Origin of the sequence: Williamsia muralis NBRC 105860 (genome assembly GCF_001598915.1) — a bacterium.
Taxonomy (GTDB): domain Bacteria; phylum Actinomycetota; class Actinomycetes; order Mycobacteriales; family Mycobacteriaceae; genus Williamsia; species Williamsia muralis.
Genome location: NZ_BDAP01000002.1, coordinates 353,002 through 375,939, shown reverse-complemented (window position 1 = coordinate 375,939; position 22,938 = coordinate 353,002). Strand labels below are relative to the sequence as shown.

Annotated in this window: 20 protein-coding genes; 10 read left to right on the top strand and 10 right to left on the bottom strand. The window is 64.6% G+C overall.

The window, feature by feature from the left end; all coding sequences use genetic code 11:
- Positions 1-154: 154 nt before the first annotated feature.
- The gene (locus WIMU1_RS08565) at positions 155-700 is read right to left on the bottom strand and encodes an NADPH-dependent FMN reductase (protein ID WP_062796440.1); all 546 of its coding nucleotides are present in this window, start codon (positions 698-700) and stop codon (positions 155-157) included.
- A gap of 257 nt (positions 701-957) precedes the next feature.
- Here WIMU1_RS08565 and WIMU1_RS08560 point away from each other — a divergent pair, with 257 nt between their 5' ends.
- Positions 958-1,815, top strand: a complete 858-nt coding sequence (locus WIMU1_RS08560; protein WP_062796438.1) for an arylamine N-acetyltransferase family protein — start codon at positions 958-960, stop codon at positions 1,813-1,815.
- Here the strand turns inward: WIMU1_RS08560 and WIMU1_RS08555 are convergent, their stop codons facing one another.
- Positions 1,816-2,589 (bottom strand): nucleoside phosphorylase, encoded by a 774-nt coding sequence (locus WIMU1_RS08555; RefSeq protein ID WP_158599239.1) that lies wholly within the window; start codon positions 2,587-2,589, stop codon positions 1,816-1,818.
- A gap of 142 nt (positions 2,590-2,731) precedes the next feature.
- Between WIMU1_RS08555 and WIMU1_RS08550 the strand changes: the two genes are divergently transcribed.
- Entirely contained in the window at positions 2,732-4,003 is a 1,272-nt protein-coding gene (locus WIMU1_RS08550; protein ID WP_062796437.1) for a serine/threonine-protein kinase, read from the top strand.
- Between the two features lie 89 nt (positions 4,004-4,092).
- Positions 4,093-4,446 (top strand): VOC family protein, encoded by a 354-nt coding sequence (locus WIMU1_RS08545; RefSeq protein ID WP_062796436.1) that lies wholly within the window; start codon positions 4,093-4,095, stop codon positions 4,444-4,446.
- 762 nt (positions 4,447-5,208) lie between these two features.
- Here the strand turns inward: WIMU1_RS08545 and WIMU1_RS26650 are convergent.
- Entirely contained in the window at positions 5,209-5,346 is a 138-nt protein-coding gene (locus WIMU1_RS26650; RefSeq protein WP_245968896.1) for a hypothetical protein, read from the bottom strand.
- On the opposite strand from WIMU1_RS26650, the gene WIMU1_RS08535 reads away from it, so the two are divergent.
- The gene (locus WIMU1_RS08535; RefSeq protein ID WP_245968895.1) at positions 5,339-6,232 is read left to right on the top strand and encodes a GGDEF domain-containing protein; all 894 of its coding nucleotides are present in this window, start codon (positions 5,339-5,341) and stop codon (positions 6,230-6,232) included. The two genes, WIMU1_RS26650 and WIMU1_RS08535, sit on opposite strands and share 8 nt — an antisense overlap.
- Before the next feature lie 62 nt (positions 6,233-6,294).
- Here the strand turns inward: WIMU1_RS08535 and WIMU1_RS08530 are convergent, their stop codons facing one another.
- Positions 6,295-6,492: a hypothetical protein gene (locus WIMU1_RS08530; RefSeq protein ID WP_062796434.1), complete on the bottom strand. Its 198-nt coding sequence runs from the start codon at positions 6,490-6,492 to the stop codon at positions 6,295-6,297.
- A gap of 70 nt (positions 6,493-6,562) precedes the next feature.
- Here WIMU1_RS08530 and WIMU1_RS08525 point away from each other — a divergent pair, with 70 nt between their 5' ends.
- Positions 6,563-7,561, top strand: coding sequence for a helix-turn-helix domain-containing protein (locus tag WIMU1_RS08525; RefSeq protein WP_062796433.1), 999 nt, complete (start codon positions 6,563-6,565; stop codon positions 7,559-7,561).
- A gap of 142 nt (positions 7,562-7,703) precedes the next feature.
- On the opposite strand, the gene WIMU1_RS08520 is transcribed toward WIMU1_RS08525, so the two are convergent.
- Positions 7,704-8,816 (bottom strand): carboxylate-amine ligase, encoded by a 1,113-nt coding sequence (locus tag WIMU1_RS08520; protein WP_245968894.1) that lies wholly within the window; start codon positions 8,814-8,816, stop codon positions 7,704-7,706.
- A 180-nt stretch (positions 8,817-8,996) separates the two neighbouring features.
- On the opposite strand from WIMU1_RS08520, the gene WIMU1_RS08515 reads away from it, so the two are divergent.
- The gene (locus tag WIMU1_RS08515) at positions 8,997-9,290 is read left to right on the top strand and encodes a hypothetical protein (protein WP_062796431.1); all 294 of its coding nucleotides are present in this window, start codon (positions 8,997-8,999) and stop codon (positions 9,288-9,290) included.
- A gap of 25 nt (positions 9,291-9,315) precedes the next feature.
- Positions 9,316-9,618, top strand: a complete 303-nt coding sequence (locus tag WIMU1_RS08510) for a hypothetical protein (protein ID WP_062796430.1) — start codon at positions 9,316-9,318, stop codon at positions 9,616-9,618.
- A 204-nt stretch (positions 9,619-9,822) separates the two neighbouring features.
- On the opposite strand, the gene WIMU1_RS08505 is transcribed toward WIMU1_RS08510, so the two are convergent.
- Together WIMU1_RS08505 and nadE are read right to left on the bottom strand one after the other, a co-directional pair.
- A complete protein-coding gene (locus tag WIMU1_RS08505) occupies positions 9,823-10,266 on the bottom strand; it encodes an Hsp20/alpha crystallin family protein (RefSeq protein WP_023954550.1) in 444 nt (147 codons plus the stop codon).
- A 152-nt stretch (positions 10,267-10,418) separates the two neighbouring features.
- Positions 10,419-11,255 (bottom strand): NAD(+) synthase, encoded by an 837-nt coding sequence (gene nadE / locus WIMU1_RS08500; protein WP_062796428.1) that lies wholly within the window; start codon positions 11,253-11,255, stop codon positions 10,419-10,421.
- Positions 11,256-11,312: 57 nt separating this feature from the next.
- Between nadE and WIMU1_RS08495 the strand changes: the two genes are divergently transcribed.
- Together WIMU1_RS08495 and WIMU1_RS08490 are read left to right on the top strand one after the other, a co-directional pair.
- Positions 11,313-11,867 carry a CinA family protein gene (locus WIMU1_RS08495; RefSeq protein WP_371850289.1) on the top strand — a complete coding sequence of 185 codons (555 nt, stop codon included), beginning with the start codon at positions 11,313-11,315 and terminating at the stop codon, positions 11,865-11,867.
- A 54-nt stretch (positions 11,868-11,921) separates the two neighbouring features.
- Positions 11,922-12,530: a flavodoxin family protein gene (locus WIMU1_RS08490; RefSeq protein ID WP_062796426.1), complete on the top strand. Its 609-nt coding sequence runs from the start codon at positions 11,922-11,924 to the stop codon at positions 12,528-12,530.
- Between the two features lie 25 nt (positions 12,531-12,555).
- Here the strand turns inward: WIMU1_RS08490 and WIMU1_RS08485 are convergent, their stop codons facing one another.
- The 3 genes from WIMU1_RS08485 to WIMU1_RS08475 all read right to left on the bottom strand — a co-directional run bounded on the left by WIMU1_RS08485 (position 12,556) and on the right by WIMU1_RS08475 (position 15,660).
- Entirely contained in the window at positions 12,556-13,272 is a 717-nt protein-coding gene (locus WIMU1_RS08485) for a pyrimidine reductase family protein (RefSeq protein ID WP_062796423.1), read from the bottom strand.
- Between the two features lie 21 nt (positions 13,273-13,293).
- Positions 13,294-14,610 carry an NAD(P)/FAD-dependent oxidoreductase gene (locus tag WIMU1_RS08480; protein WP_062796422.1) on the bottom strand — a complete coding sequence of 439 codons (1,317 nt, stop codon included), beginning with the start codon at positions 14,608-14,610 and terminating at the stop codon, positions 13,294-13,296.
- 114 nt (positions 14,611-14,724) lie between these two features.
- Positions 14,725-15,660, bottom strand: a complete 936-nt coding sequence (locus WIMU1_RS08475) for a methionyl-tRNA formyltransferase (protein ID WP_062796420.1) — start codon at positions 15,658-15,660, stop codon at positions 14,725-14,727.
- 198 nt (positions 15,661-15,858) lie between these two features.
- Here WIMU1_RS08475 and WIMU1_RS08470 point away from each other — a divergent pair, with 198 nt between their 5' ends.
- A complete protein-coding gene (locus WIMU1_RS08470; protein WP_062796417.1) occupies positions 15,859-22,938 on the top strand; it encodes a non-ribosomal peptide synthetase in 7,080 nt (2,359 codons plus the stop codon).

Genomic DNA, 22,938 nt, shown 5'->3' with positions numbered 1-22,938 from the left:
CCCGCCTGATGTCGGCGCCCCGCCTACCTGCGCCTGGTGCAGCAAGTAGAACACGTTCCAGTTTCGGTCGCGCGGGAATGCACCCTGCCCTACCCACAGACTCCCGACGCACCCGTCCGGTGGCCGCCGGGAAGAACACGTCGGCCTCGAGGCGCTACTTCCCTGATACGTCGGCAGATTCGACCTCCACGACCGCACCTGCAACCGCGGTCAAAGACGCAAACACCTTCGCGTAGCGAGCAACAGCTTCGGCGATGAACTCGTTGAGTCGGGGCAGATCGTCGATCACGAAGTACAACCCGCGGCCCGGCACCACCGCACCGAGTTCGGCGAGCAGCGGCAACAGTGTGGTCTGGGGAGCGAGCGAATGCGTGAGATCACCACCGGTGAAGACCGGGATCGCGACCACTCCCTGCAGCCCATCGGTTCCGTAGCGGTCGAGGAACGCTTTGAGCAGACCCGTATAGGACGCCTTGTAGGTGGGCGTCGCAAAGATCACCAGGTCGCTGTCGGCGACAGCAGTGGTCACCGCCTTCAGTCGCTCCGACGACCACTCGAACAATTCAGACGCGTAGTCGGCGAGTTCGATCACGTCGAGGTCGTAGCTGCCCGGCGTCAACAGCGCCGGCACCAGCGCCTCTGCCACAGTGCGGGTCCGCGCCTGCGGTTTGGGGTTTCCGACGACTACAGAGACTTTCACGTGACTCACTCCAGACATGGCGGTGCCGGTCGGGTTCGACCGCCGGTGACCTTACGACACGAACGGCCGGTTGCCACGGGTTTGTCTCAGCGAGAGTTTTGTTCTGGCGCGTCGAGCGAGAACTGTTACTCCCTCAAATCTGCCGTGTACGAGAACACCGAGGGAATATTGCCCTCGGGAGGCCGCTATCCAACAGTTTTCAGTGGATCCTCCGACCCCTTGACTTCACCCGTACTTGAAGTTGGACCATTCTTGTCATGAGCACACTTCCGGCACCCACGGTCACGAACTCATCCGGCCTCGACATCGACGCCTACTTTCAGCGCATCCATCACACCGGTCCGTCGACACCGACGGTCGAAACACTGCACGCGCTGGTGGCAGCGCACACCCGGACCATCCCGTTCGAGAACATCGATCCCCTGCTCGGCGTGCCCGTCGCCGACCTCAGCGCCACGGCGTTGACCGAGAAGCTGGTCCACCGGGGGCGCGGGGGATACTGCTATGAACACAACGGCCTGATGCGATACGTACTGTCGGAGTTGGGCTTTGAGGTTGACGCATTGACCGGGCGCGTGGTGTGGATGCAGGCCGACGACCACTTACCGGCGCGGACTCACCAGGTCTGCGCAGTCACCATTCCCGGTGTCGCCGGCAAGTACCTCGTCGACGTCGGCTTCGGGGGCCAGACGTTGTCATCGCCCATCCACATGATCACCGACGAAGTGCAGTCGACTCGTCACGAGCCCTACCGGATCCGACGGCGCGATCAGGAGTTGGTGCTCGAAGCGCTGATCCGCGACGAATGGCAGCCGCTGTACCGGTTCACCGAGGACCCGCAGCCGCAGATCGATCTGGAAGTCGGGAGCTGGTACGTCTCGACACATCCGGAGTCGGTCTTCGTGGTCGGATTGAGTGCGGCCAGGGTCACCGACGACGCGCGGTGGAATCTGCGCGGCCGCAACTTGGCGGTACACGGACGCGATGGCTCGTCGACCCGTACCCGTCTCGGGTCGGCCGATGAGGTGATCGAGGTGCTGCAACGCGACTTCGGGATCAACCTCGACGGCGTGAACGGCCTCCGAGACCGGGTTGAGGAAGTTCTGGACACCTAGTCACAAGTCAAGTGCCACAGCGGTATCGAGCGCCACCTCGATGCTGCGCATCCAACCGTCCTTGAGCGCCGAGTCCTTCTTGTCATACACACTCACGCCCTCGAGGAGGTTGCTCGAGCAGGCGCAGACCATCCCCGCACGCAGACCGCGCAACTTCGCCACCACGAACAATGCAGAGCTCTCCATCTCCACGTTGAGAATCCCCATCGCGGTCAGCTGCGCTATCCACTCGGGGCCCTCGGCGTAAAAGGCGTCGTCGGTGGCGTTGATACCCGAATAGACGCCGAATCCGCCCCGCTGCTCCCTCATCGACTCGGCGGTGCGACGCAGTTCGCCGGCAATCCCGATGTCGGGCACCGCCGGAAACCCCGGGTGCACGTAGGCAGCGGTGGTTCCGTCGTTACGGAGTGAACCTTCACTGACAAGAAGGTCGCCCGGCGCGATACCCGGCTGCAGTGCGGCCGAGCTGCCCACGCGGATCATGGATGTGACGCCCACACGGGCGAGTTCTTCCACCGCAATCGCCGTGGAAGGACAACCCATGCCGGTGGAGGTCGCGGTGATCATCTTCCCGCGATACATGCCCGTCATGGTCCGATGTTCGCGGTTGTGTGCGACCTCGGTGACGCCGGTGAGGAACTCCGCCACAAACGGCACCCGAAATGGATCCCCTGGCAGCAGCGCCACGCTTCCGACCTCGCCGGGCGCTATCCCGATGTGGTATTGCCGGGCACCACGCCCCGCGGCAGCCTTATCGACGATCTGCTCTGACACGATTTTCCATCCCGTCCTCAGGAGCGTTCACGCTCCCACAGGGCACGGGGCCTCGCCACTCGAAGCGGGCTCGACAGTTCAGCCGGCGGATGAATCCACTAGCGATCGCGAAACCCGAAACAAAGGGCGCTAGCGTAAGGGAATGCCCGCTCCCGAAACGCTCGCCGGCCGCTATGAACTGCGCGGTCTGCTCGGCCACGGCGGCATGGGTGACGTGTACGACGGGTGGGATCTGCGACTCGGACGTCCGGTGGCGGTGAAAGTGCTGCGCTCAGATCTGGCCGCGGCCGCCGATATCCGGCTGCGATTCGAGAGCGAAGCCCGTACCGCTGCCACCATCAATCATCCCAATGTGGTGGCCGTGTACGACAGCGGCGAGGACGGTGGTCGCCCGTTCATCGTCATGGAGCGACTACCGGGTCGCACCCTTGCCGACGAGATCGCCGAGGCTCCCGTAAGCCCGGACCGGGTCCGGGTGGTGCTCGCCGACGTGCTGTCCGCCCTCGGCGCCGCGCATGCAGCCGGAGTCCTGCACCGCGACATCAAACCCGGGAACGTGCTGTTCAGCACGGCGGGCGCTGTGAAGGTCACCGACTTCGGCATCGCAAAAACCGCTGAGTCGAACCAGACCGCGACCGGTGAAGTGCTGGGAACAGTGGCCTACCTCAGTCCTGATCGGATCGAGGGCAAACCGGCCGGTGTCACCGACGATCTGTACGCGGTCGGCGTCATGGGCTACGAGATGGTCGCCGGGTTCCGTCCGTTTGCCGGCGACAACATCTTGTCGGTGGCGCGGGCCATCTTGCAGCACGACGCGACTCCGCTTCGCGCGCTGTCGCCCTCTGCCGATCCGATGCTCGTCGGGACGATCGAACGTGCGATGGCACCTGACCCTGTTGCGCGTTTCCCCGATGCCGAGAGCATGCGGCGAGCACTGCTGGTTCAACCGATGCATCCCCCCGCTGCGCCCCCGATGCCCGCGGCCGTTCCGCCGGCGACCCGGGCATTCACCTCGCCTATCCCGCCGTCTGCTGCCTACGCAGCACAAGCGGCACCGGCACCCGCGTCGCGGTCTAGGCGCCGGCCGCTGGTGGCAGCAGCGATCGTGGCTGCCGCGATTGTCGCGGTGGTCGCCGGGCTCCTGGCGGTGACACTCGGGTCCGATTCCTCCGATGCCCCGGCGACCACACCGAGCACCACCAGCGCCTCCACCTCGAGCCTCCCGCAACTCGCGCCGGCACCGGTGACCACGGAGACAGCGCCCACCACCACGAGCACGCCTGCGCCCATCGCGCCACCTCCCACGGTTGCCCCGGCGCCCGCCACCACCGGCGACGAGAAGCAGAAAGAAAAAGAAAAGGAGAAAAGAGAGGGCAACGGTAACGGTAACGGCGAGAAGAAGAACGACAACTGAGCGCGCCTCACGCAGCAGGCCTCTGCGCTCATCCGCCGGAGCCAGCTCATTCGCGGTATAACCCAACTACCCACTGGAGAGAGGCCGCCATGTCGCTGGAAGTACTCGGTATCAGTTTCGATGCGCAAAACGCCGCGGCCCTAGCCGGGTTCTGGTCGCGTGTGCTCGCGCGTGACCTGGGAGACGACGCCACCGAGGAGTTCGCCTCGATCGCGCCGAGTACGGGCGACGGGGGACCGCTACTGATGTTTCGCAGGGTTCCTGAAGGCAAGACGGTCAAGAATCGGGTGCACTTCGACCTGAAGGCCGATGACGTGCAAGCCGAGACCCGTCGTCTTATCGCCCTGGGTGCACGCGAACTGCGCTCATTCGGCGAGAACAACAATCAGTGGGTCAGCTTTGCCGACCCCGAAGGCAACGAGTTCGACCTCGTCCCCGCCTGATCTCTCCTCACAGGTCACTAGCCGTCCAGAGCCCGCGGCTTGTTCCCGTCCGCACCGAACTCTCGGGCCACCTGATTTCTCGGGAGGGACCCAGTCCGCGCTGAGCCATCTCGTGAACGCCGGCGTGCGCGCCACTCACCTAAACACGGTTCCTCGCGATGCTCGACCGATCGATGTACCTACGTCCGCGCCCCGCTCGCAAGGCCGCGCCGAAGGACTGGCCCGCAACACGTTTTAACACCGGTTTCACCCACCGGGTGAGGGTGCAGCGCTACAACCCGAGGATCCAGCCGATGAACGCGAGTGCAGCCAAGACGTAAATTTCCACTGAGCCCATGATTTTTCCCTTGTTCGGAGACTTTGATCTAGCGGAGTTGTCGACGAAGCTCGGACTCTCGTGGATCTCGGGATCATCTGAGCCGATACAACTTTGACACGCGAGGACGTGTCTGTCACTTCTTCGGCTAACCAACTTGATGAACATCAGGAAACGCATCGCGCCTTTCGAGCGATCACTTTCCTGTCCACGATGTTGAGCCCCGACAACCACTGCTGCTGTGTCCTCGACATCTTGCTGGGCTGGATACTCGCGGCACGTGCTTCCGGTCAGCTGGGTTCCCTGAAGGCCACATCAATTTCGGCGTGCACGGGTAGCATCAAAGCTGAAGTCGGCCGTCCGAACCGTCCCGATACGGGGGGTTGTCAAGTGCGCCAACTCCTCCTGTGGTGGCGGCAGCCAGACCACTTTGACTGGCTGTCTGACTATTTGGCCGCCCGTAGCCTGACGTCGGCGACCAGATACGTCCTTGCGGCGATCTTGGCGATGCTGGCGATGGCGACATTCTTGATGATGTTGAGTCCCTCGGGTCCACAGAACACGTCCCAGACAGTCGTGTCCATCGCCGTGATGGTCGGTCTATCCGCAATCGCCGCCGGCTACGCGTGGCGGTGGCCGAACCGCAGGCAGTCGCAAGTCGCCTCCGTCGCAGGAACCCTTTTCATCGCGGCGGCCTGCCTGGCTGACTCCGATCCGCGTGCAGGCATGCTCGGATGCACGGCGTTCATCGGCCTTGCGGGCTATATCGGCTTCTTCCACTGTGCTCGCTACCTGTCGCTCACGCTGACCATCTCGCTGGTGACCGCCGTTATCTGTGCTGTCCGGATCGCGGTCGCCGGCGATCCGGCCATGGCGCTATCGAAGCTGCTGGTGATGGGCGGCGGCATCCTTGCGGTGCCATTCTGTGGTCAGGTACTCGTTCACTGGCTGTCCGTCGACGCGCTGAAGTCGTCCACCGATGCTCTGACCGGACTGCGCAACCGTCGCGGTTTCCACCGTGCCGCGTCCGATCTCATCACCGGCGCTGCCGGTGACCCCGAGAGAAGTATCACCGTCGTGATGATCGATCTCGACGCCTTCAAAGCGGTCAACGACGCCTACGGCCACACCGTCGGCGACATGACCCTCATCGCCGTCGCCGACAGCTTGCGTAGAGCCAGTCCCGAGGACGCGGTCGTGGGCCGCATCGGCGGCGAAGAGTTCCTGGTAGCCGAGATCACGCCAGCCGGCAAAGCTGACGACACCGCCGAACGCCTCCGCACAGCCATCGCCACCATGTCGTGGAATGTGACCGCCAGCCTCGGCGTCTCGAGTATCGGCCTTGTCGAGGTCACCGGCAACACCCGCGAGCTCATCAGCGGTCTGATCGCCGCCGCCGACACCGCGATGTACGAGGCAAAACGCGCCGGAGGCAACCAGATCAGTCACGCCGACACGCCGATTCACTGACTACCTGGATACCGAGCCGGCCTCTCCCCAAGGGCTGGACTCACTCATCACTTGCCTTTCGGTCAGCGTGTCCGGATGTCTCGGCAAGTGAACATGTCACCCACCTCGACCTCCCAGAACTCGCGTTGCCGAATCCTGGCCACCGACTCGTCGGGCGGGGTCCTGTTGTGGGCCAACGCGCTGGCCGCGTCCACCCCTGCCGCGAACTCTTTGAGAACTCGCCGAAATCGTTGCATCACAGTCACGTTCTGTCTGTCCATGCACCAAGGGTGGCGGACATCGCCGACAACCAGAAGTGGCACTGATGCCGATCTTCGTTAAGATAGTGCCATGTCTTCGCAGCGATCCCGTCCGGGGTCAGCACGCACCGTGGCCATCCTCGCCTACGACGGGATGACCGCTTTCGAAATGGGTATCGCCGCCGAGATATTCGGCCTGGCCGAGCTCTCCGAGTCATTCTGGCCGGGCATGGTGCGACCCTGGTACTCGGTGCAACTGTGCACGGAGACAACCGCTCCGGTGAGAGTTGTCGGTGGGGCGACCCTGAAGGCAGCATTCGGACTCAAAGAACTCGCCGCAGCACACACGGTCATCATCCCCAGCATCCGCGACATACACGCCCCCATCTCTCCCGATGTCATCTCCGCAGTACGGGACGCCGCGGGGCGGGGGGCACGTCTGGTCTCCATCTGTTCGGGTGCCTTCGTGCTGGCCGCCGCCGGGGTACTGGACGGGCGACGGGCGACCACCCACTGGCGTTACGCAGAGCAGCTCCAGCAGCGGCATCCGGACATCGAGGTGGACCGCCTACCCCTCTACATCGACGAAGGCGATGTGCTCACCAGCGCAGGTTGCTCGGCCGGGCTCGATCTGTGCCTGCACATCGTGCGCAACGACCACGGTCCCTCCGTCGCCAACGAGGTGGCGCGAAGCCTCGTGATCGCACCGCACCGTTCCGGCGGACAGGCCCAGTTCATCGAGAACCCACTCCCCGCAGTCCAGGACGACACTGCCATCACCGACAGCATGGCCTGGGCACTCGCACACATCGACCGCCCCCTGAGCCTGGACGACCTTGCCGCCCAGTGCAATATGTCGAGGCGCAGCTATTTCCGCCAGTTCACCAAGACCACTGGCACCACACCGATCAAGTGGCTGATCGCCCGCCGGATCGATGTGAGCCTGGAACTGCTGGAAACATCATCCGAACCCGTGGAACGCGTTGCGGCACTGGTGGGATTCACGTCCGTTGTGACATTTCGACATCACTTCACCCGATTGATGGACACCACGCCCAGTCAGTATCGGGCGACCTTCCGCGCCAGGTGATCAACGCACCACCCTCATGGTCTCCAGGGATTTGTCGATGGCGTCGGGAAGGTTCATGCCTGCGGCCTTGCCGGTCCGCCAGTGCCTCGACCAGTGGTGCGCGAGATTGGTCCATCATCCTCCTGTCCAGAGATCGGCTGGTTCAACGCAAGGTGTCGGCGTCCAGGGTGCGCGCCGCGACATGCTCGACAACCGCCAGCGCGCCGCACCGCTGGAGTACCTGACGCTGCTGCATCGCGCCGTTTCCACGGCGGAAGAGTGTGTCCAGCGCGTCATCCACGGCTGCACGCTCACCCAGGGCGTCGAGTGCGGGCGCGATGTGGGCGAGCATCCCGTCCACGGCGGTGCGCACCGAAACCATGCTCCCGGAGAGCAGATCTGGACACTCGCCGGTCAGACCGTCGCGTGCTGCCCGCCATTTTGCCACGCGAATGTCATCGGAACTGATCGCCCGCGCGGCGGCGGGCGGGCCGTCAGCAAGGGCCGTCATCACCAGCGCACGCACCAGCGTGGCGTAGAGCACCGTCTCGTCCACAGTCGCGGGAACGTCACTGACGCGGACCTCGATGGTCGGAAAGTTGCTGGAGGGCCGCACATCCCAGTAAATCATCCCCTCGTCGAGCGCAGCGCCCACCTCGAGGAGCCGAGCGGTGGCGGCGTCGTACTCCTCCACCGATGCGAGATGAGGGGGAGCACCCGCGCTCGGCCATCGCGACCACAGCATGGTCCGCCAGCTGCTGTACCCAGTGTCCGATGATCGGTGGATGGCCGAATTGGCCGTCAGCGCAACGAGAACGGGCAACCATGGTCGCAGCGAGTTGCTCACCTCGATTGCACGTGCGCGGTCCGGCACCGCCACATGCACGTGACATCCACACACGCCTTGCTCGGCAGCGATGATGCCGAAGTTTTGTGCGATGCGCTGGTATCGGTCGGTTTTCGACACCGGCTGACGTTCTCCGACGATCGGCGGCACGCCCGCTGCAAGCACGCGGCCGCCCATCTCCCGAGCCGCGGCACCGGCTTTGTTCCGGCTCTCCACGAGGTGCCGCCTGAGGTCGTCCATGGAGTCGAGTATCGGCGTCGCGGTCTCGATCTGGCACGGCGTCAGTTCGAGATCCAGGTCGAGTCCCAGCGATTTCGCGACGTGGGCAACCGCGGCACTTTCCATGAACGGTTCACCTGTCGACTCCTCGACGAGCAGGAGCTCCTCTTCGACACCGAACGTGGGAACGTCCAAACCCGTACTCGCCACCGCACACCTCCTCAGGTCCCCCGACCGACCCCGACCGCCCTCGTCCGTGAGACGCGACCGGCACCTCATTGAGAGGTACCTCCGCATCGATCGCGGCAAACGGCTGGCAGGGGGTGGTTTCGGGCGAGGCCGCACCGGGTACCCGCCATACGAAGGAGTGATGTCAATCTGGAGGACGACATGGATCAGCGTACGAAGGACGAAACCCGCAACAAACTGTCTTTGCCAGTCGGCTGGTCCGGATTTGTGGCCATCGCGGGTGGCGCGGCCTGTGTCGCGATGGCGATCCTGACTCTCGCCGGCGGTCACATGATTGCTGCCGTCATCCTCGCTGTGGGCGCAGTGTTGCTGTTTGCATGGGGCTTTTTCGCCTACCGCGCGACCGACAGCCTCAAGGACAATCACGTGTCGGAACTCAAGGCACGCCGTGACCGAGTGCGTTACCGCGCCAAGTACCCGCGAAAGAACCGCTGACCATTCAGGGACCTGAGGCTTGTCGATGACCAACGACGTCGAAAAGCGCTGGAATGATCGAACGGTCTACCGCGCTGCGGTGACGTATGACCTGGCGGTAATCGCCGCGGCATTCGGCTGGCTGACCATCTACCTGGTGATCGACCCGAGCAGTTCGGTCTGGGCGATCGGAGTCCCGGCACTGTTACTGCTCGGCGGACTGGGGGCGTTCGTCCAGACGTACCGTGTGTGGAAACGCGGTGGCGGTTGGCCGGTATGGCAGGGCGCCGGATGGTTCCTGTTCGTCCTGATGCTGCTGACCCTGAGCTTGCCCGTCACCGCCGATTGACAATCCGTTCTGCTGAGTTCTCACGCTTGTGCCCCCGGCCAAAAGGTCGGGGGCACAAGCGTGTTTGCGTTATTTCGACGTTGTCATGACATTCGCCCACCAGTCGTTCAACGGACTGGGCTCGGGCCAGATCACGGTTTCATCCAACTCCACAGCATCACCCCTCTTTCGCGGTCGACCAATTGCGATGTCAGTCAGCGGTTCTCAGGAGGAACTCGTCTCGATCGACTTCTGCGAGTCCGTGTGGTTGATCGAGATTCGACGAGGCTTGGCCTTCTCGGCAACCGGAATGGTCACCGACAGCACACCGTTCTCGTAGCTCGCCGAGATGCCCGCCGCGTCGATTCCGTCGCCCAGCGTCAGCTGGCGGCGATACGTGCCGTAAAACCGTTCGCTCGACATCCACTGCACGGAATCCTCCGACCGTGCGGTCCGATGGGCGGTCAGGGTCAGCGTGCCATTGTCCACACTGACATCCACCGAGCCGGGATCCACGCCCGGTAAATCGGCGGTGAGAACGTAATGGTCCTCGACCTTGTAGAGGTCCATCGGCATGAACCTCGGCGTTCGAGATGACCCCACCGCCTGGCCGGTCAACAGTCCCCGCGCCAACGTGTCCACATCACTGAAAGGATCAAACCGAAGCACAGCAACCCACCTCCTGCTCGACACTTCGGCCCGCCACCCTGGCGGGCAGCCAATCACTGTGCACTACTTTTTTAGCACTCATCACCGGGGAGTGCCAAGTACTTTTCTCGACGAGTTGCGCACTCGCACACCATCTCCCGGTTCGTCGCCGATCAGCCCGTCGGATCCCGCCACCACAGGTCGGTGGGGGCGACCGGAACGGTGCGCTTGTGCCTGGTCTTGACGAAGGCCTGCTCGATGGTCTTGGCCGCCTCGTCGGAGACCGCCTCTCCGGTCAGGTACGCATCGATCTCGCGGTAGGTGACACCCAGGGCCTCCTCGTCCGGGATGGCGGGCCGGTCGTCTTCGAGATCGGCGGTGGGCACCTTGGTCCACAGGCTGTCGGGCGCGCCCAGATGTTCCAGGAGTCGCGCTCCCTGCCCCTTCGTCAATCCCGAGAGCGGAACCACGTCGGCGCCGCCATCGCCGTACTTGGTGAAGAACCCGGTCACCGCCTCGGCCGCGTGGTCGGTGCCCACGACGATGAGGTTCAGCTGGCCCGCCACGGCGTACTGCACGATCATGCGTTCACGCGCCTTGACGTTGCCTCGGACCAGGTCGGTGAGCTCGTCTATGCCCAGCGCAGCAGCGGTGGCCTTTGCCGCGGCATCGGCGGTGTCCTTGATGTTCACGCTGATCGTGCGGCTCGGCTTGATGTAGTCGATGGCGGTGTCGACATCGGCCTGGTCGGCCTGCACGCCGTACGGGAGCAAGACCGCCACGAACTCGGCTGATCCTCCCGACTGATTGATCCGGTCAACCGCCAGCTGGCACAGACGCCCGGCCAGCGAACTGTCCTGCCCACCACTGATACCCAAGACGAAACCGTTCGCTCCGGCATTCTGCGCGTAGTCGACCAGGAACTGCACCCGGTTCTCGACCTCCGCGGCGACATCGATGTCGGCGCGGACGTTCAACTCGTTTCGGACTGTGTCTGCGAGGGAATACATAACTTCACCGTAGCCGGGGTACACCGGTCCTGCGAACCGAACGGCAACTGTTGCACGATGTTTGCAGCAGCGATGCGACGCGCCCCAAAACAACGTGAGGACAACATGATTGCCGATCCCGACGACCGAGTTCCGACCGAGGACGAGGTGCAGGAGCTGTGTGAGAAACTGGCGAAGTTGGCGGGCGAGCACGATCTGACCATCGCGACCGCCGAATCACTCACCGCGGGTAACCTCGCCTCCCAACTCGGCCGGGCCACGTCGTCCGGCGACTGGTATTGCGGTGGCGTGATCGCCTATCGCAAGGAGGTCAAGTACTCGCTCCTCAAGGTGCCCGAGGGGCCGGTCGTCAGCGAAGAAGCAGCTCTGGCGATGGCACGCAGCACCGCAGAGCTGATGGGTGCCAACCTGGCGGTCGCCGTCACCGGCGAGGCAGGACCCGAACCGCAAGAGGACAAGGAACCCGGGACGGTCTGGTTCGGCGTCTTCGATCACGGTTCGGTGGACGCCACCAAGCGGGTCTTCGATGGCGACCCGCCGGACGTTCTGGCCGCGACAGTTGCTGCCTCGGTGCGCATACTCGTCGACCGGGCGAAGTCGTCTGGCGGGTAGCAGCACGGCCGCGGCGCCATGTTTGGGTACGCCGGCGATGGCTATTCCACACCCATGTCTGAACTCAGCGCCCTCGCCCTGATCTGCAGCCTCAAGCCGTCGCCTGCGCCATCGAGCACCGAGTTGCTCGCCGGTCAGGTGCTCGCCCAGCTCGAGACACATGGGGTGTCGGGGTCGAAGATCCGCGTGGTGGACCACGACGTGAAGCCCGGAGTGGAAGGCGACATGGGCGACGGCGACGAGTGGCCGGCCATCCGCGACGCGATCCGGAAAGCCGACATCTTGGTCGTGGCGACTCCGACCTGGGTCGGTCACATGTCGAGTGTCGCCCAACGTGTTCTCGAGCGCCTGGACGCAGAGCTGTCAGAAACCGACGATCAGGGGCGGCCCGCAATGGTGGGCAAGGTCGCGGTGACGGCAGTGGTCGGCAACGAGGACGGCGCACACAAGATCACAGCAGATCTCTTCCAGGGGCTGAACGACATCGGTTTCACGATTCCCGCTCAAGGCGGAACCTACTGGAACGGTGAGGCAATGCAGGGGACGGACTACAACGACCTGGACGAGACACCTGAGCCCGTAGCCACCACCACTGCCACCGTGGCGAGGAACGCGGCCCATCTGGCCGCGCAGCTGAGGTCGGCCCAGTACCCACCCTACTGACCGCCCGCCAAACGGCTTTCAGGGATCAGCGGATGTACCGCAGATAAAGAAAATCGTTGTGCGAGAGCACATGTGCCAGCTTCATCCGTCGAGGCCCACCCAGAGTGGTCTTCGACCTGGGCGATCCGCCCTGCCCGCCGGCGATCATGGGTGACACCGTCACGCACATCTCATCGATGAGGTCATGCTCTGCCAGGGCCTGCAGCAACGACGGTCCGCCCTCACACAGGATTCGCCGAAATCCACGCTCCCGCAGGGCATCTATCGCCTGCGGCAGATCCACCTGGTCGTGGCCGGCGACGATCGTCTCGTGAGCGTCATCAGGCTCACCCTGGGCGACCACCGCGGTCGTGATGATCAACGGTCGGGGCTCGACACCGAACAGCCGAGATTCCCTCGGCAGCCTTCCTTGGGTGGTGACCACCGCAACCGGTGGCGGGCCAGTGGAACCCAGGTTGGCTTGGCGGAGCCGTATCTGTCTCTCCGTCAGGATCACTCGACCGTACGACTCCGCACGCACCGTTCCCGCCCCGACGAGCAATACGTCGGCGAATGCGCGCAGATCCAGGAGCAATTGGTGGTCGGTCGGATCGGAGATGGCGGCGACGCGGCCGTCGAATGCCGCCTCGTTGTCCAGCGTGTTCACCATGTTGACGCGCACACCGTCCGGCGGAGCGCTGTAGAAGTCGATCGGCGCCACCGTGTCTGCCGCGGTCAGCACGGTCACCTCTGACTCACTCATGTCGCGAAACCGACCGGCCCGTCATGTATACGGTTTGCGGGCCGTCTCCGGATCGCCGTAGGTGATCGCGCGTTCACGCCTCGATCCGGTCGCCAGTGTGGCTGCCCAGTTCAGCAGAGTGCCAGTGCGATTGCGCGCGCCGGAGAGGAACGCGATGTGGATGACGCCCCACGATAGCCATCCCGCCATACCCGACATGTGCAGGGGTCCGGCTTGGACCAACGCGTGATGCCGGGCGATGTACGCCGCGTTGCCCAGGTCTCGATACTTGAACGGCCGCCTCTTGTTGGTCTTGCCTTCCACCGCAGCGGCGATCACCGCACCGGCGTGCCGCCCACCCTGCATGGCGACCTCGGCGACACCGGGAAGTTTGTTGCGCGACATCATGTCTCCGACAACAAACACATTCGGATGCCCCGGAACGGACAGGTCGGCCTCGACCGCGATGCGCCCGGACCGGTCTTGCTCGGCACCCAAGGCAGTGGCCAGCGTCCGTGCGAAAGGCACCGCTTCCACGCCTGCCGTCCACAACACGGTCCGGGTTTCGAACCGGGTCTTCGTCTTCGGTTCGGCCTTGGTGGTGATCTCCACGTCCGTGGCGGTCACATCGGTGACGTGCACGCCCAGGTGGGTCTCGACCCCCACCTTGTCGAGTGTGCGCAGCGCGCTGTCGCTGAGCTTGCTGTCGAACGACTCCAGAACCCGCTGGCCACCGTGCAGGAGCAGCACCCGCGCCTCACCCGGGTCGATCGACCGGAACTCGTGTGTCAGTGCGCGCGTGGCCAATTCGCGGATCTGTCCGGCGAGCTCGACACCGGTGGGTCCACCGCCCGCGACAGCGAAGGTCAGCCAGGGTTGGCGCTCTTCCGGTGTGGGCAGCGATTCCGCCATCTCGAAGGCGGCCACCAGCTTTCGGCGGATGGTCAACGCATCGTCGAGGGTCTTCATGCCCGGCGCCCACTGGATGTACTCCTCGTGACCGTGGTACGCCTGCTGCATTCCTGCAGCCACCACGAGGTAGTCGTATTTCAGCTCGAAGGTCGATCCGTCGAAGCGGCTCGCTGTGAGCACTCGCGCCTCGGTGTCGATGGCGTTCGCCTCACCGAGCGCAACGTGTGCGTTGTCCTGATTGCGCAGCAGGTGCCGCAGAGGACTTGCGATCGATCCTTCGGACAACAAGCCGGTGGCGCACTGGTACAGCAGTGGCTGGAACACGTGACTGGTGCCGCGCTCGACAACGGTCACCGCGACATCGGCGCGCTTGAGGCGCTTTGCCGCGTAGAGACCTCCGAATCCTCCACCCACGATCAACACATGGGGCCGGCCGGGTGCAGTCATTCGGTGTCAACTCCTTTCGCTGCAAGACGGCGCAGCGATACCCGCTTGTTCACAACTCGAATCATGTTATGCGGTTCGGGTGATGACCGGGCCTGACTCAGGCCGCGCGCGGCGTCACGTCAGATAGCCGCCACCGCGTGGGAAGAAGTCTTTGCCCGCATGCTCCACACCGTCTTCGGTCCGCAGTCGTTCCACGACCAGCCCGTGGTTCTTTCCGCGGTATGCGTCGGCTCCGGCCACGATCACCATGCCGTCCCCCTCGTGGATGAACACCCGGCCGGGGGTGCCGCCGTAGATGCCTGTCGAGACCGAGGCCTTGGTGATCCGGATGCGCTCGCCACGGAAGTGGGTGAAGGCGTTGGGGTAGGGATCCGATTGGGCGCGGACGAGGCGATCGATGTCCTCGGCGGGCCAGTTCCAGTTGATCTGGCTGTCGACGTCCGCGCGCTTGTGGAAGAAGGTGCGGTCGGCGAGATTCTGCGGCTTCCAGACGGCTTCACCCGACTCGATGAGGTCGAGGGCTTCGATCAGGACCTCGGGGATGATGTCGATGGTTGCGCGCACGAGATCGGTGGCCGTGTCACGAGGCCCGATCGGCACGGCCCGTTGCACAACCACATCACCGGTGTCGAGGTCGTCGTCCATGCGGTGGGCGGTCAGGCCCACCTCCTTCTCCCCGCTGATCAGCGCCCAGATGACCGGCGAGAAACCGGTGAACTTGGGCAGCAACGAGTCATGCAGGTTCAGGGTGCCGTGCGGCGGTAGATCGAAGAGTTCACGCGGTAGCCAGGTGCGCCAGTTGTTCGCGACGATGATGTCGGGCTCGGCGTGCTTGACCTGCTCGATCAGTTCGCTGTCGGGTCGTTGCGCGAGGTGGACGGGGATGTTGTTGGCCCGGGCCAGTTCTTCGACGGAGTCCGACCAGATGGACTCGTAGGAGTGCTCACTCGGCGGGTGGGTGACGGCCAGAACCACCTCGTGATCCGACTCGATGAGTGCTTCGAGAGTCTTGTGTCCCCAGGTCTGATAGCCGAAGGTCGCTACTCGCATGAAACTTGCCTCTTCAGTCGTCGGAAGTACGTGGCGCCCGCGAGTGCACCACAAATGTGCGTTCAGCTTGACCGACAGAGATAGGTTATGAACCTACATTCACCATTGAAGTTAGTGCAGCATTCCCTAAACTCACCCAGCGATGCAACGGGGCCTCGCCGAGTGGGTCAGCGCGCTCCGGACAGAAGAGATCCTCAGGTGGATTCCGCACATACCTTGACCGGGAACCCCACCCCCTCGGCGCCTTCCCCGACGACTCCAGCTGCCGGATCGGCACCGTTTCCGCTGACCGCGGCCCAACGCGGTATCTGGTTCGCCCAGCACCTGATGCCCCACACGCCCATCGTCATCGCGAACTACGCGGAGATCCATGGCCCACTCGACGTTGATCTGCTCGATGACGTGGTCCGCGCCTGCATGCACGAGATCGACTGCGGGATGCTCCGCCTCGTCGACATCGACGGTGAGCCGTTCCAGGTGGTCGACCAGACCCTCTCGGATCGATTCGAGCGAATCGACCTGCGCGGCGAGGACGATCCCGAACTGGCCGCGCAGGACTGGATACACGCGAACTACTCGGCGCCGATAGATCTGCTCTCCGATCGGCTGATCAAGGGTGCGGTGCTCCGCGTCGGCGACGAGCACTACCTCTGGTACTCCTGCATCCACCACATCGTCATCGACGGCTACGGCGCCATCTTGTTCATCAATCGTGCCGCCGAGCTGTACACCGCAAAGCTGGCCGGACGCGAGGCCGACACCCAGGCCGTCCCTCCGCTGCAGGCGCTGATCACCTCCGAGAACGACTACCGGTCGTCCAGCCGTTTCCAGCGCGACCGCGACTACTGGCTGGCAAAGGCCGCGAATCTCCCCGAGCCGCAGTCGTTGTCGCCGTTCGAATCGGCGCCCGACGTCAGACCACGGCGAGTCGGTGAGCTCCTCTCGACCGAGGTCACCCGGCAACTCGAGGCCGCTTCGACGAGATTGAAGAGCTTCGAGACACCACTCTTGATCGCAACCCTCGCCGTGTACATCGCCCGAATCACCGGTTCGGCGGACGTGGTCCTGAGCCTTCCGGTGTCGGGGCGGACCAACGCGGTGCTTCGCAAGTCGGGCGGGATGGTGTCCAACATCGTGCCCATCCGCGCGTCGATCACACCGACGACGACCGTCGGCGACCTCGTCTCCCACATCCAGCTCGAGCTCACCGGGGCCCTGCGCCATCAGCGCTATCGGGCCGAGGATCTGCGACGCGACCTCGGCGCAGGTGAGGACTCCCGCGGCTTCTACGGGCCGGTCATCAACATCATGAACTTCCCGTCGGACATCCGTCTGGGGCCGGTCACCGGGCGGTTCCAGATCCTGTCGACCGGGCCGGTCCACGACCTGTCGGTGAATCTCTACCCAAGTGCCGACGGGAACACGCGCGTCGACTTCGAGGCCAACCGGCACGCTTACGGAACCGATGAGCTGCGCGCGCACCACCGCCGGTTCGTCACGCTCCTGCAGGCGATGGCCACAGCCCCACCCGACGCCGCGGTCGACGGCTTCGATGTCTTGACTGCCGACGACCGCAGCGCTCTTGTGCCATCTCGTGGCCCGGCGGCTGTGCCCCCGGCAACGTTGAACGAAATGACAAGGGCCGCAGTGCTGGCCGACCCGGATGCCGTCGCCTTGGAGATGCACACGACGCATACGTACCGCCAGGTGGACGCCTGGTCCGATCAGCTCGCCCGAGAGCTACGCGATGCCGGCGCATCCACCGAGCAGTTTGTTGCCATCGCCTTGCCCCGGTCGCTCGACTCCGTACGCAGCGTGTGGGCGGTTGCCAAGACCGGTGCGGCGTTTGTCCCGGTGGATCCGCACTACCCGGCCGACCGCATCGCGCACATGCTCACCGACTCGGGCGCCCGACTGGGCATCACCACCAGCGAGTTCCGCTCGCAGCTGCCCGACACGGTGCAGTGGCTGGTGATCGACGAACAGCTCACCGGTCCCGGGCATGTAGTTCCATTAGCGCCGAAACCCCTAGTCTCGCTGGATCATCCGGTGTACATGATCTACACCTCCGGCTCCACCGGAACCCCCAAAGGTGTTGTCATCACCCACCGCGGACTGGCCAACCTCGCCGCCGAAAGAAAACACAACTACCTCGTCGAACCCCACTCGAGATTCCTCCACAACACCTCACCCAGCTTCGACATGGCCATCGGCGAACAAATCGCCGCACTCTCCGCAAGCGCCACCCTCGTGGTCTCACCCCCGGACCTGAGCCCAGCGGAACTCACCGATTGGATTGTCACCAAACGGATCACCCACGCGTTGATCACCCCGACCATGCTGTCGGCGCTCGATCCAGACGCGCTGGGCTCCCTCGAGGTGCTCGGGGTCGGGGGCGAGGCGGTGACCGGTGACCTGGTGGACCGTTGGGCCGTCGGACGACAGATGCGCAACGGATACGGACCGACCGAAGCCACCGACATCGCCACCGTCTCCATCCTGCGGGCAGGCAAACCGGTGTCGATCGGTACCGCCGTGCACGGTTTCGAACTGTTGGTACTGAACGCCCGCCTGCAACCCGTGCCTGCCGGTGTACCCGGCGAGCTGTATCTCGCCGGGCCCGGCCTCGGCCGCGGTTACCACCGTCGACATGCGTTGACCGCAGAACGGTTCGTGGCCAATCCATTCGGCAGCCCCGGCGATCGCATGTACCGGACCGGGGACGTCGTCAGCTGGGCCGGCGACCACCAACTCCGCTATCACGGACGAGCCGACAGCCAGGTGAAGATTCGTGGGCATCGAATAGAACTGGGCGAGATCGACGCGGTGCTCCGGTCCTCTCCGGATGTCCGGCACGTACGGACAGCGGTACGCGAACTCGCCGACGGCCATCCGGCTTTGGTGTCGTACGTGGTGGGTGACCCGCGCTCGGCAGACCGTCTTCGAGAGTTCGCCGGGCGTAACCTCCCCCGCCACATGCAACCGGCGGCGGTCGTGCTGATCGACGCGCTACCACTGACCCCCACCGGCAAGCTGGACGAACGGGCGTTACCTGTACCCGAACTAACCCGTAGCGCCTACCGCGCGCCGAGTTCCGACGCCGAACGTGTTGTCGCAGCGGTGTTTGCCGAGGTGCTGAACATCGACCAGGAAGACGTGGGGGCCGACGACAGCTTCTTCGACCTGCACGGCAACTCACTGTCCGCGATGGGGGTGGTCTCCCGCGTCAATGCAGAGTTGGGCTGCGGGTTGACCGTTCGCACGGTCTTCGAGAGCCCGACTGTGTCCGGCATCGCCGCAGCGGCGGCGGGAACCACCGGACAGGCAGCGCGTCCGCCTCTACGGCGGGGTGATCGCCCCGCCCGGTTGCCGTTGTCTCCGGCGCAGCAGCGCATGTGGATCCTCAACCAGTTCGACACTGCCGCTGCCACATACAACCTGCCGCTGGCCATCCGACTCACCGGAGAACTCGATACGAGTGCCCTCACGGCAGCTGTCGATGACGTGATCCGACGCCACGAGTCGCTGCGCACCACGTTCCCGAGTGACGACGGCGGACCCAGGCAGGTGGTTCTGCCACCGACTGCGGTGTCGCTCGATCTGACCCCGCAACCGATCGAGGCCGACCACATCGCCGCGGCCGTGCTGACGCTCGCCCGCGACGGTTTCGATGTCGCGGCGGGGGTCGCCATTCGGAGCCGGTTGCTTCGCAGCGCCGCCGACGACCACACGCTGGTACTGGTGATCCACCACATCCTCGCCGACGGCGTCTCCATGGGACCACTCGCTCGCGACGTCATGCTCGCCTACAACGCCCGCACCGAAGGACTTACGCCGAGCTGGCCCGAGTTGCCCGTCCAGTACGCGGATTTCACGCTGTGGCAACATCGTGTCCTCGGCTCGGAAGGCGATCCCGATTCTGTTGCAGCGCAGCAGGTCCGATATTGGCAACAAACACTCGGCGGCCTGCCCGTGGTGCTCGATCTGCCCACCGACCGCCCACGGCCCGCCGTCGCCTCGCACCGCGGAGCGTCCGTCGACTTCGAGATCAGCGGCTCGACCGGCGCCGCGCTGCGGGAGCTGGCGCGACAACATGGTGCATCCATGTTCATGGTCGTCCACGCCGCACTGGCCACGCTCCTCGCAAGGCTGTCCGGTACCGAGGACATCGCGATCGGCGCGCCGATCGCAGGTCGCGGCGAAGAACAGCTCGACGACGTCATCGGCATGTTCGTGAACACGCTTGTCCTGCGGACACAGGTGGACCTCAGTACCGGATTTGCCGACCTTCTCACCCAGACCCGAGCCGTTGACCTCGGTGCGTACGCCCACGGTGATGTCGCATTCGAGCGTCTCGTCGACATCCTGCAACCGCCGCGCACCCAGGCGTATTCGCCGCTGTTCCAAGTGGTTCTGAACTTCGAACCCGGGCTGCCCGGCAGCTTCGAGCTCCCGGGCCTCACTGTGACTCCCGTCCCCCTCGACCCAGGTATCGCTCAGTTCGAACTCGCGTTCTCCATCACCGAGCCGGGGCCCGATGACGACTGCCTGCGTGGGTCGCTGCGCTATGCAACCGACCTCTTCGATCGCCGCTCGGCACAAGATCTCGCCGACCGTCTTGTTCGGATCCTCGATGCGGTCGCCATCGACGCTGCCGCGCCCCTGGCAGACCTGCCGCTGTTGACCGCCGAGGAGAACGCGAAGCTGGTACCCGTACGCGGCCCGGCATCTGTTCCGGCAGCGTCGATGGCCGAACTGATCGACACGGCCGTGCGGCAACGCCCCGACGAAGCCGCGTTCATCTGGGATGGCCGTGCGCACAGTTATCGAGAGGCCGACGCCTGGGCCGACAGCTGCGCCCGAGTCCTGCAGGAACATGGCGCCGCACCAGAACGTTTCGTCGCCATCGCCCTGCCCCGGTCTGCGGACTCGGTGCGCAGTATGTGGGCGGTTGCCAAGACCGGTGCGGCGTTTGTCCCGGTGGATCCGCACTATCCGGCCGACCGCATCGCGCACATGCTCACCGACTCGGGCGCGCTGTTGGGCATCACCACCAGCGAGTTCCGCTCGCAACTCCCCGACACTGTGCAGTGGCTGGTGATCGACGAACAGCTCACCGGTCCCGGGCATGTAGTTCCATTCGCGCCGAAACCCCTAGTCTCGCTGGATCATCCGGCGTACATGATCTACACCTCCGGCTCCACCGGAACCCCCAAAGGTGTTGTCATCACCCACCGCGGACTGGCCAACCTCGCCGCCGAAAGAAAACACAACTACCTCGTCGAACCCCACTCGAGATTCCTCCACAACACCTCACCCAGCTTCGACATGGCCATCGGCGAACAAATCGCCGCACTCTCGGCAGGCGCCACTCTTGTCATCTCACCCCCGCACCTGTCACCGGCGTCGCTCGGCGACTTCATCCGGTCAGAGCGGGTGACCCACGCCCTAATGACACCCACCATGCTTGCCGCGCTCGCTTCCGACGACGTTCCCGATGTCAGGGTGCTGGGTGTCGGCGGTGAGGCAGTGTCTACAGCGCTGGTCGAACGGTGGGCTGCCGGCCGACACATGCGCAACGGATACGGGCCGACCGAAGCCACCGACATCGCCACCGTCGGCAATCTGCGGCCAGGCGAACCGGTCACCATCGGCGCTGCAGTGCACGGATTCACGCTCCTCGTGCTCGACGACCGCCTGAATCCGGTACCGGTCGGGGTGCCCGGCGAGCTCTATCTCGCCGGACCCGGTCTGGCCCGCGGCTACCACCGCAGGTTCGGCCTGACAGCAGAACGGTTTGTCGCCAATCCATCTGGCGCGCCGGGCGACCGGATGTACCGCACCGGCGATGTGGTCGCCTGGTCTGCAGATCTGGAACTGCGCTACCACGGACGCACCGACAGCCAGGTCAAGATCCGCGGACACCGCATCGAACTCGACGAGATCAACGCGGTTCTGCTGAAACATCCGGCGGTCGGGCAAGCCGTCACCATCGGCACCGCCACCCCCACCGGCGAGCCGGCCCTGGTTTCGTATGTGGTGCCATCGACACACTCCAACCCACCGGACACCGTGCACCTCGCGGTGTTCGTCAGCGAGTTCCTGCCCCGGCACATGGTGCCTGCCGCGATAGTCGCGGTGGCCGGCATCCCGGTCACACCGACCGGAAAGCTCGACGAATCACGCCTGCCCGCCGCAACGTTCGAATCACGGACTCCGTTTCGCGCTCCGAGCACGCATACCGAAGTCGTCGTCGCGGCTGCCTTCGCTCGATCACTCGAACGACAGCAAGTCGGCGTGCACGATGACTTCTTCGCACTCGGCGGCAACTCCCTGTCGGCCATCGCCATGGTCGGCTCGATCGGCGAGCAACTGGGCCGACGAGTCCAGCTGCAGTGGTTGTTCGCCGACCCCACCCCGATGGCGTTGGCCCGACGGATCGATATGACCGATCCCGTTCAGGACGACGCCGCCCTCGACGTGGTGCTGCCGATCCGCCGCACCGGCTCGGCAGCACCGCTCTTCTGCATACACCCGATCATCGGATTGTCCTGGTGTTATCGACCTCTGGTGCAGCATCTTCCAGAGGATCGGCCGATCTACGGCATCCAGGTACCCGGGACCGACGACACCGAGCCACCACGGTCCATAGAGGCGACGGCCGCACGCTACGTCGCGGAGATCCGGCGCATACAACCCGACGGTCCCTACCACCTGCTCGGCTGGTCGCTCGGCGGCGTCCTCGCGCATGCGATGGCTGTGCTGATCGAAGAACAGGGTGGCCAAGTGGCCGGTTTGGTGATGCTGGACAGTTTCGCATCACCACCGGTGCCCGCAGCCGACGAATCCGTTCACGCGGGAGATCTGCTGGCGGGACTCGGATTCGACGGTGCCGTACTGGAGCAACTGGGAGCAACGTCCGCAGATTCCCTCACCGACGTGCTCGCGGTGATCGAGGATCTGCCACACGGCATCGAGCGTCATCAGGTTCAGCGCTTGGTCGACTTCGCCGAGCACAACAGCACACTGTTGCGGGAGCATTCACCGGGCATCTACACCGGAGACCTGCTCTTCGTCACTGCTGACGGTGATTCACCGGGGTCCACGGCTGCCGCCGACTCGTGGCTGTCGCATGTGAAAGGCGAGATCTCCACGCTAGCCATCCCGTTCACCCATTGGCAGATGTGCAGCCCCGCCGCGCTTCGTCTCACCGGCCCCTCCATCGCACGGCATCTCGCCCGCCGGTCCGACGTGACACTCGTCGGCGGAGAACGCTGA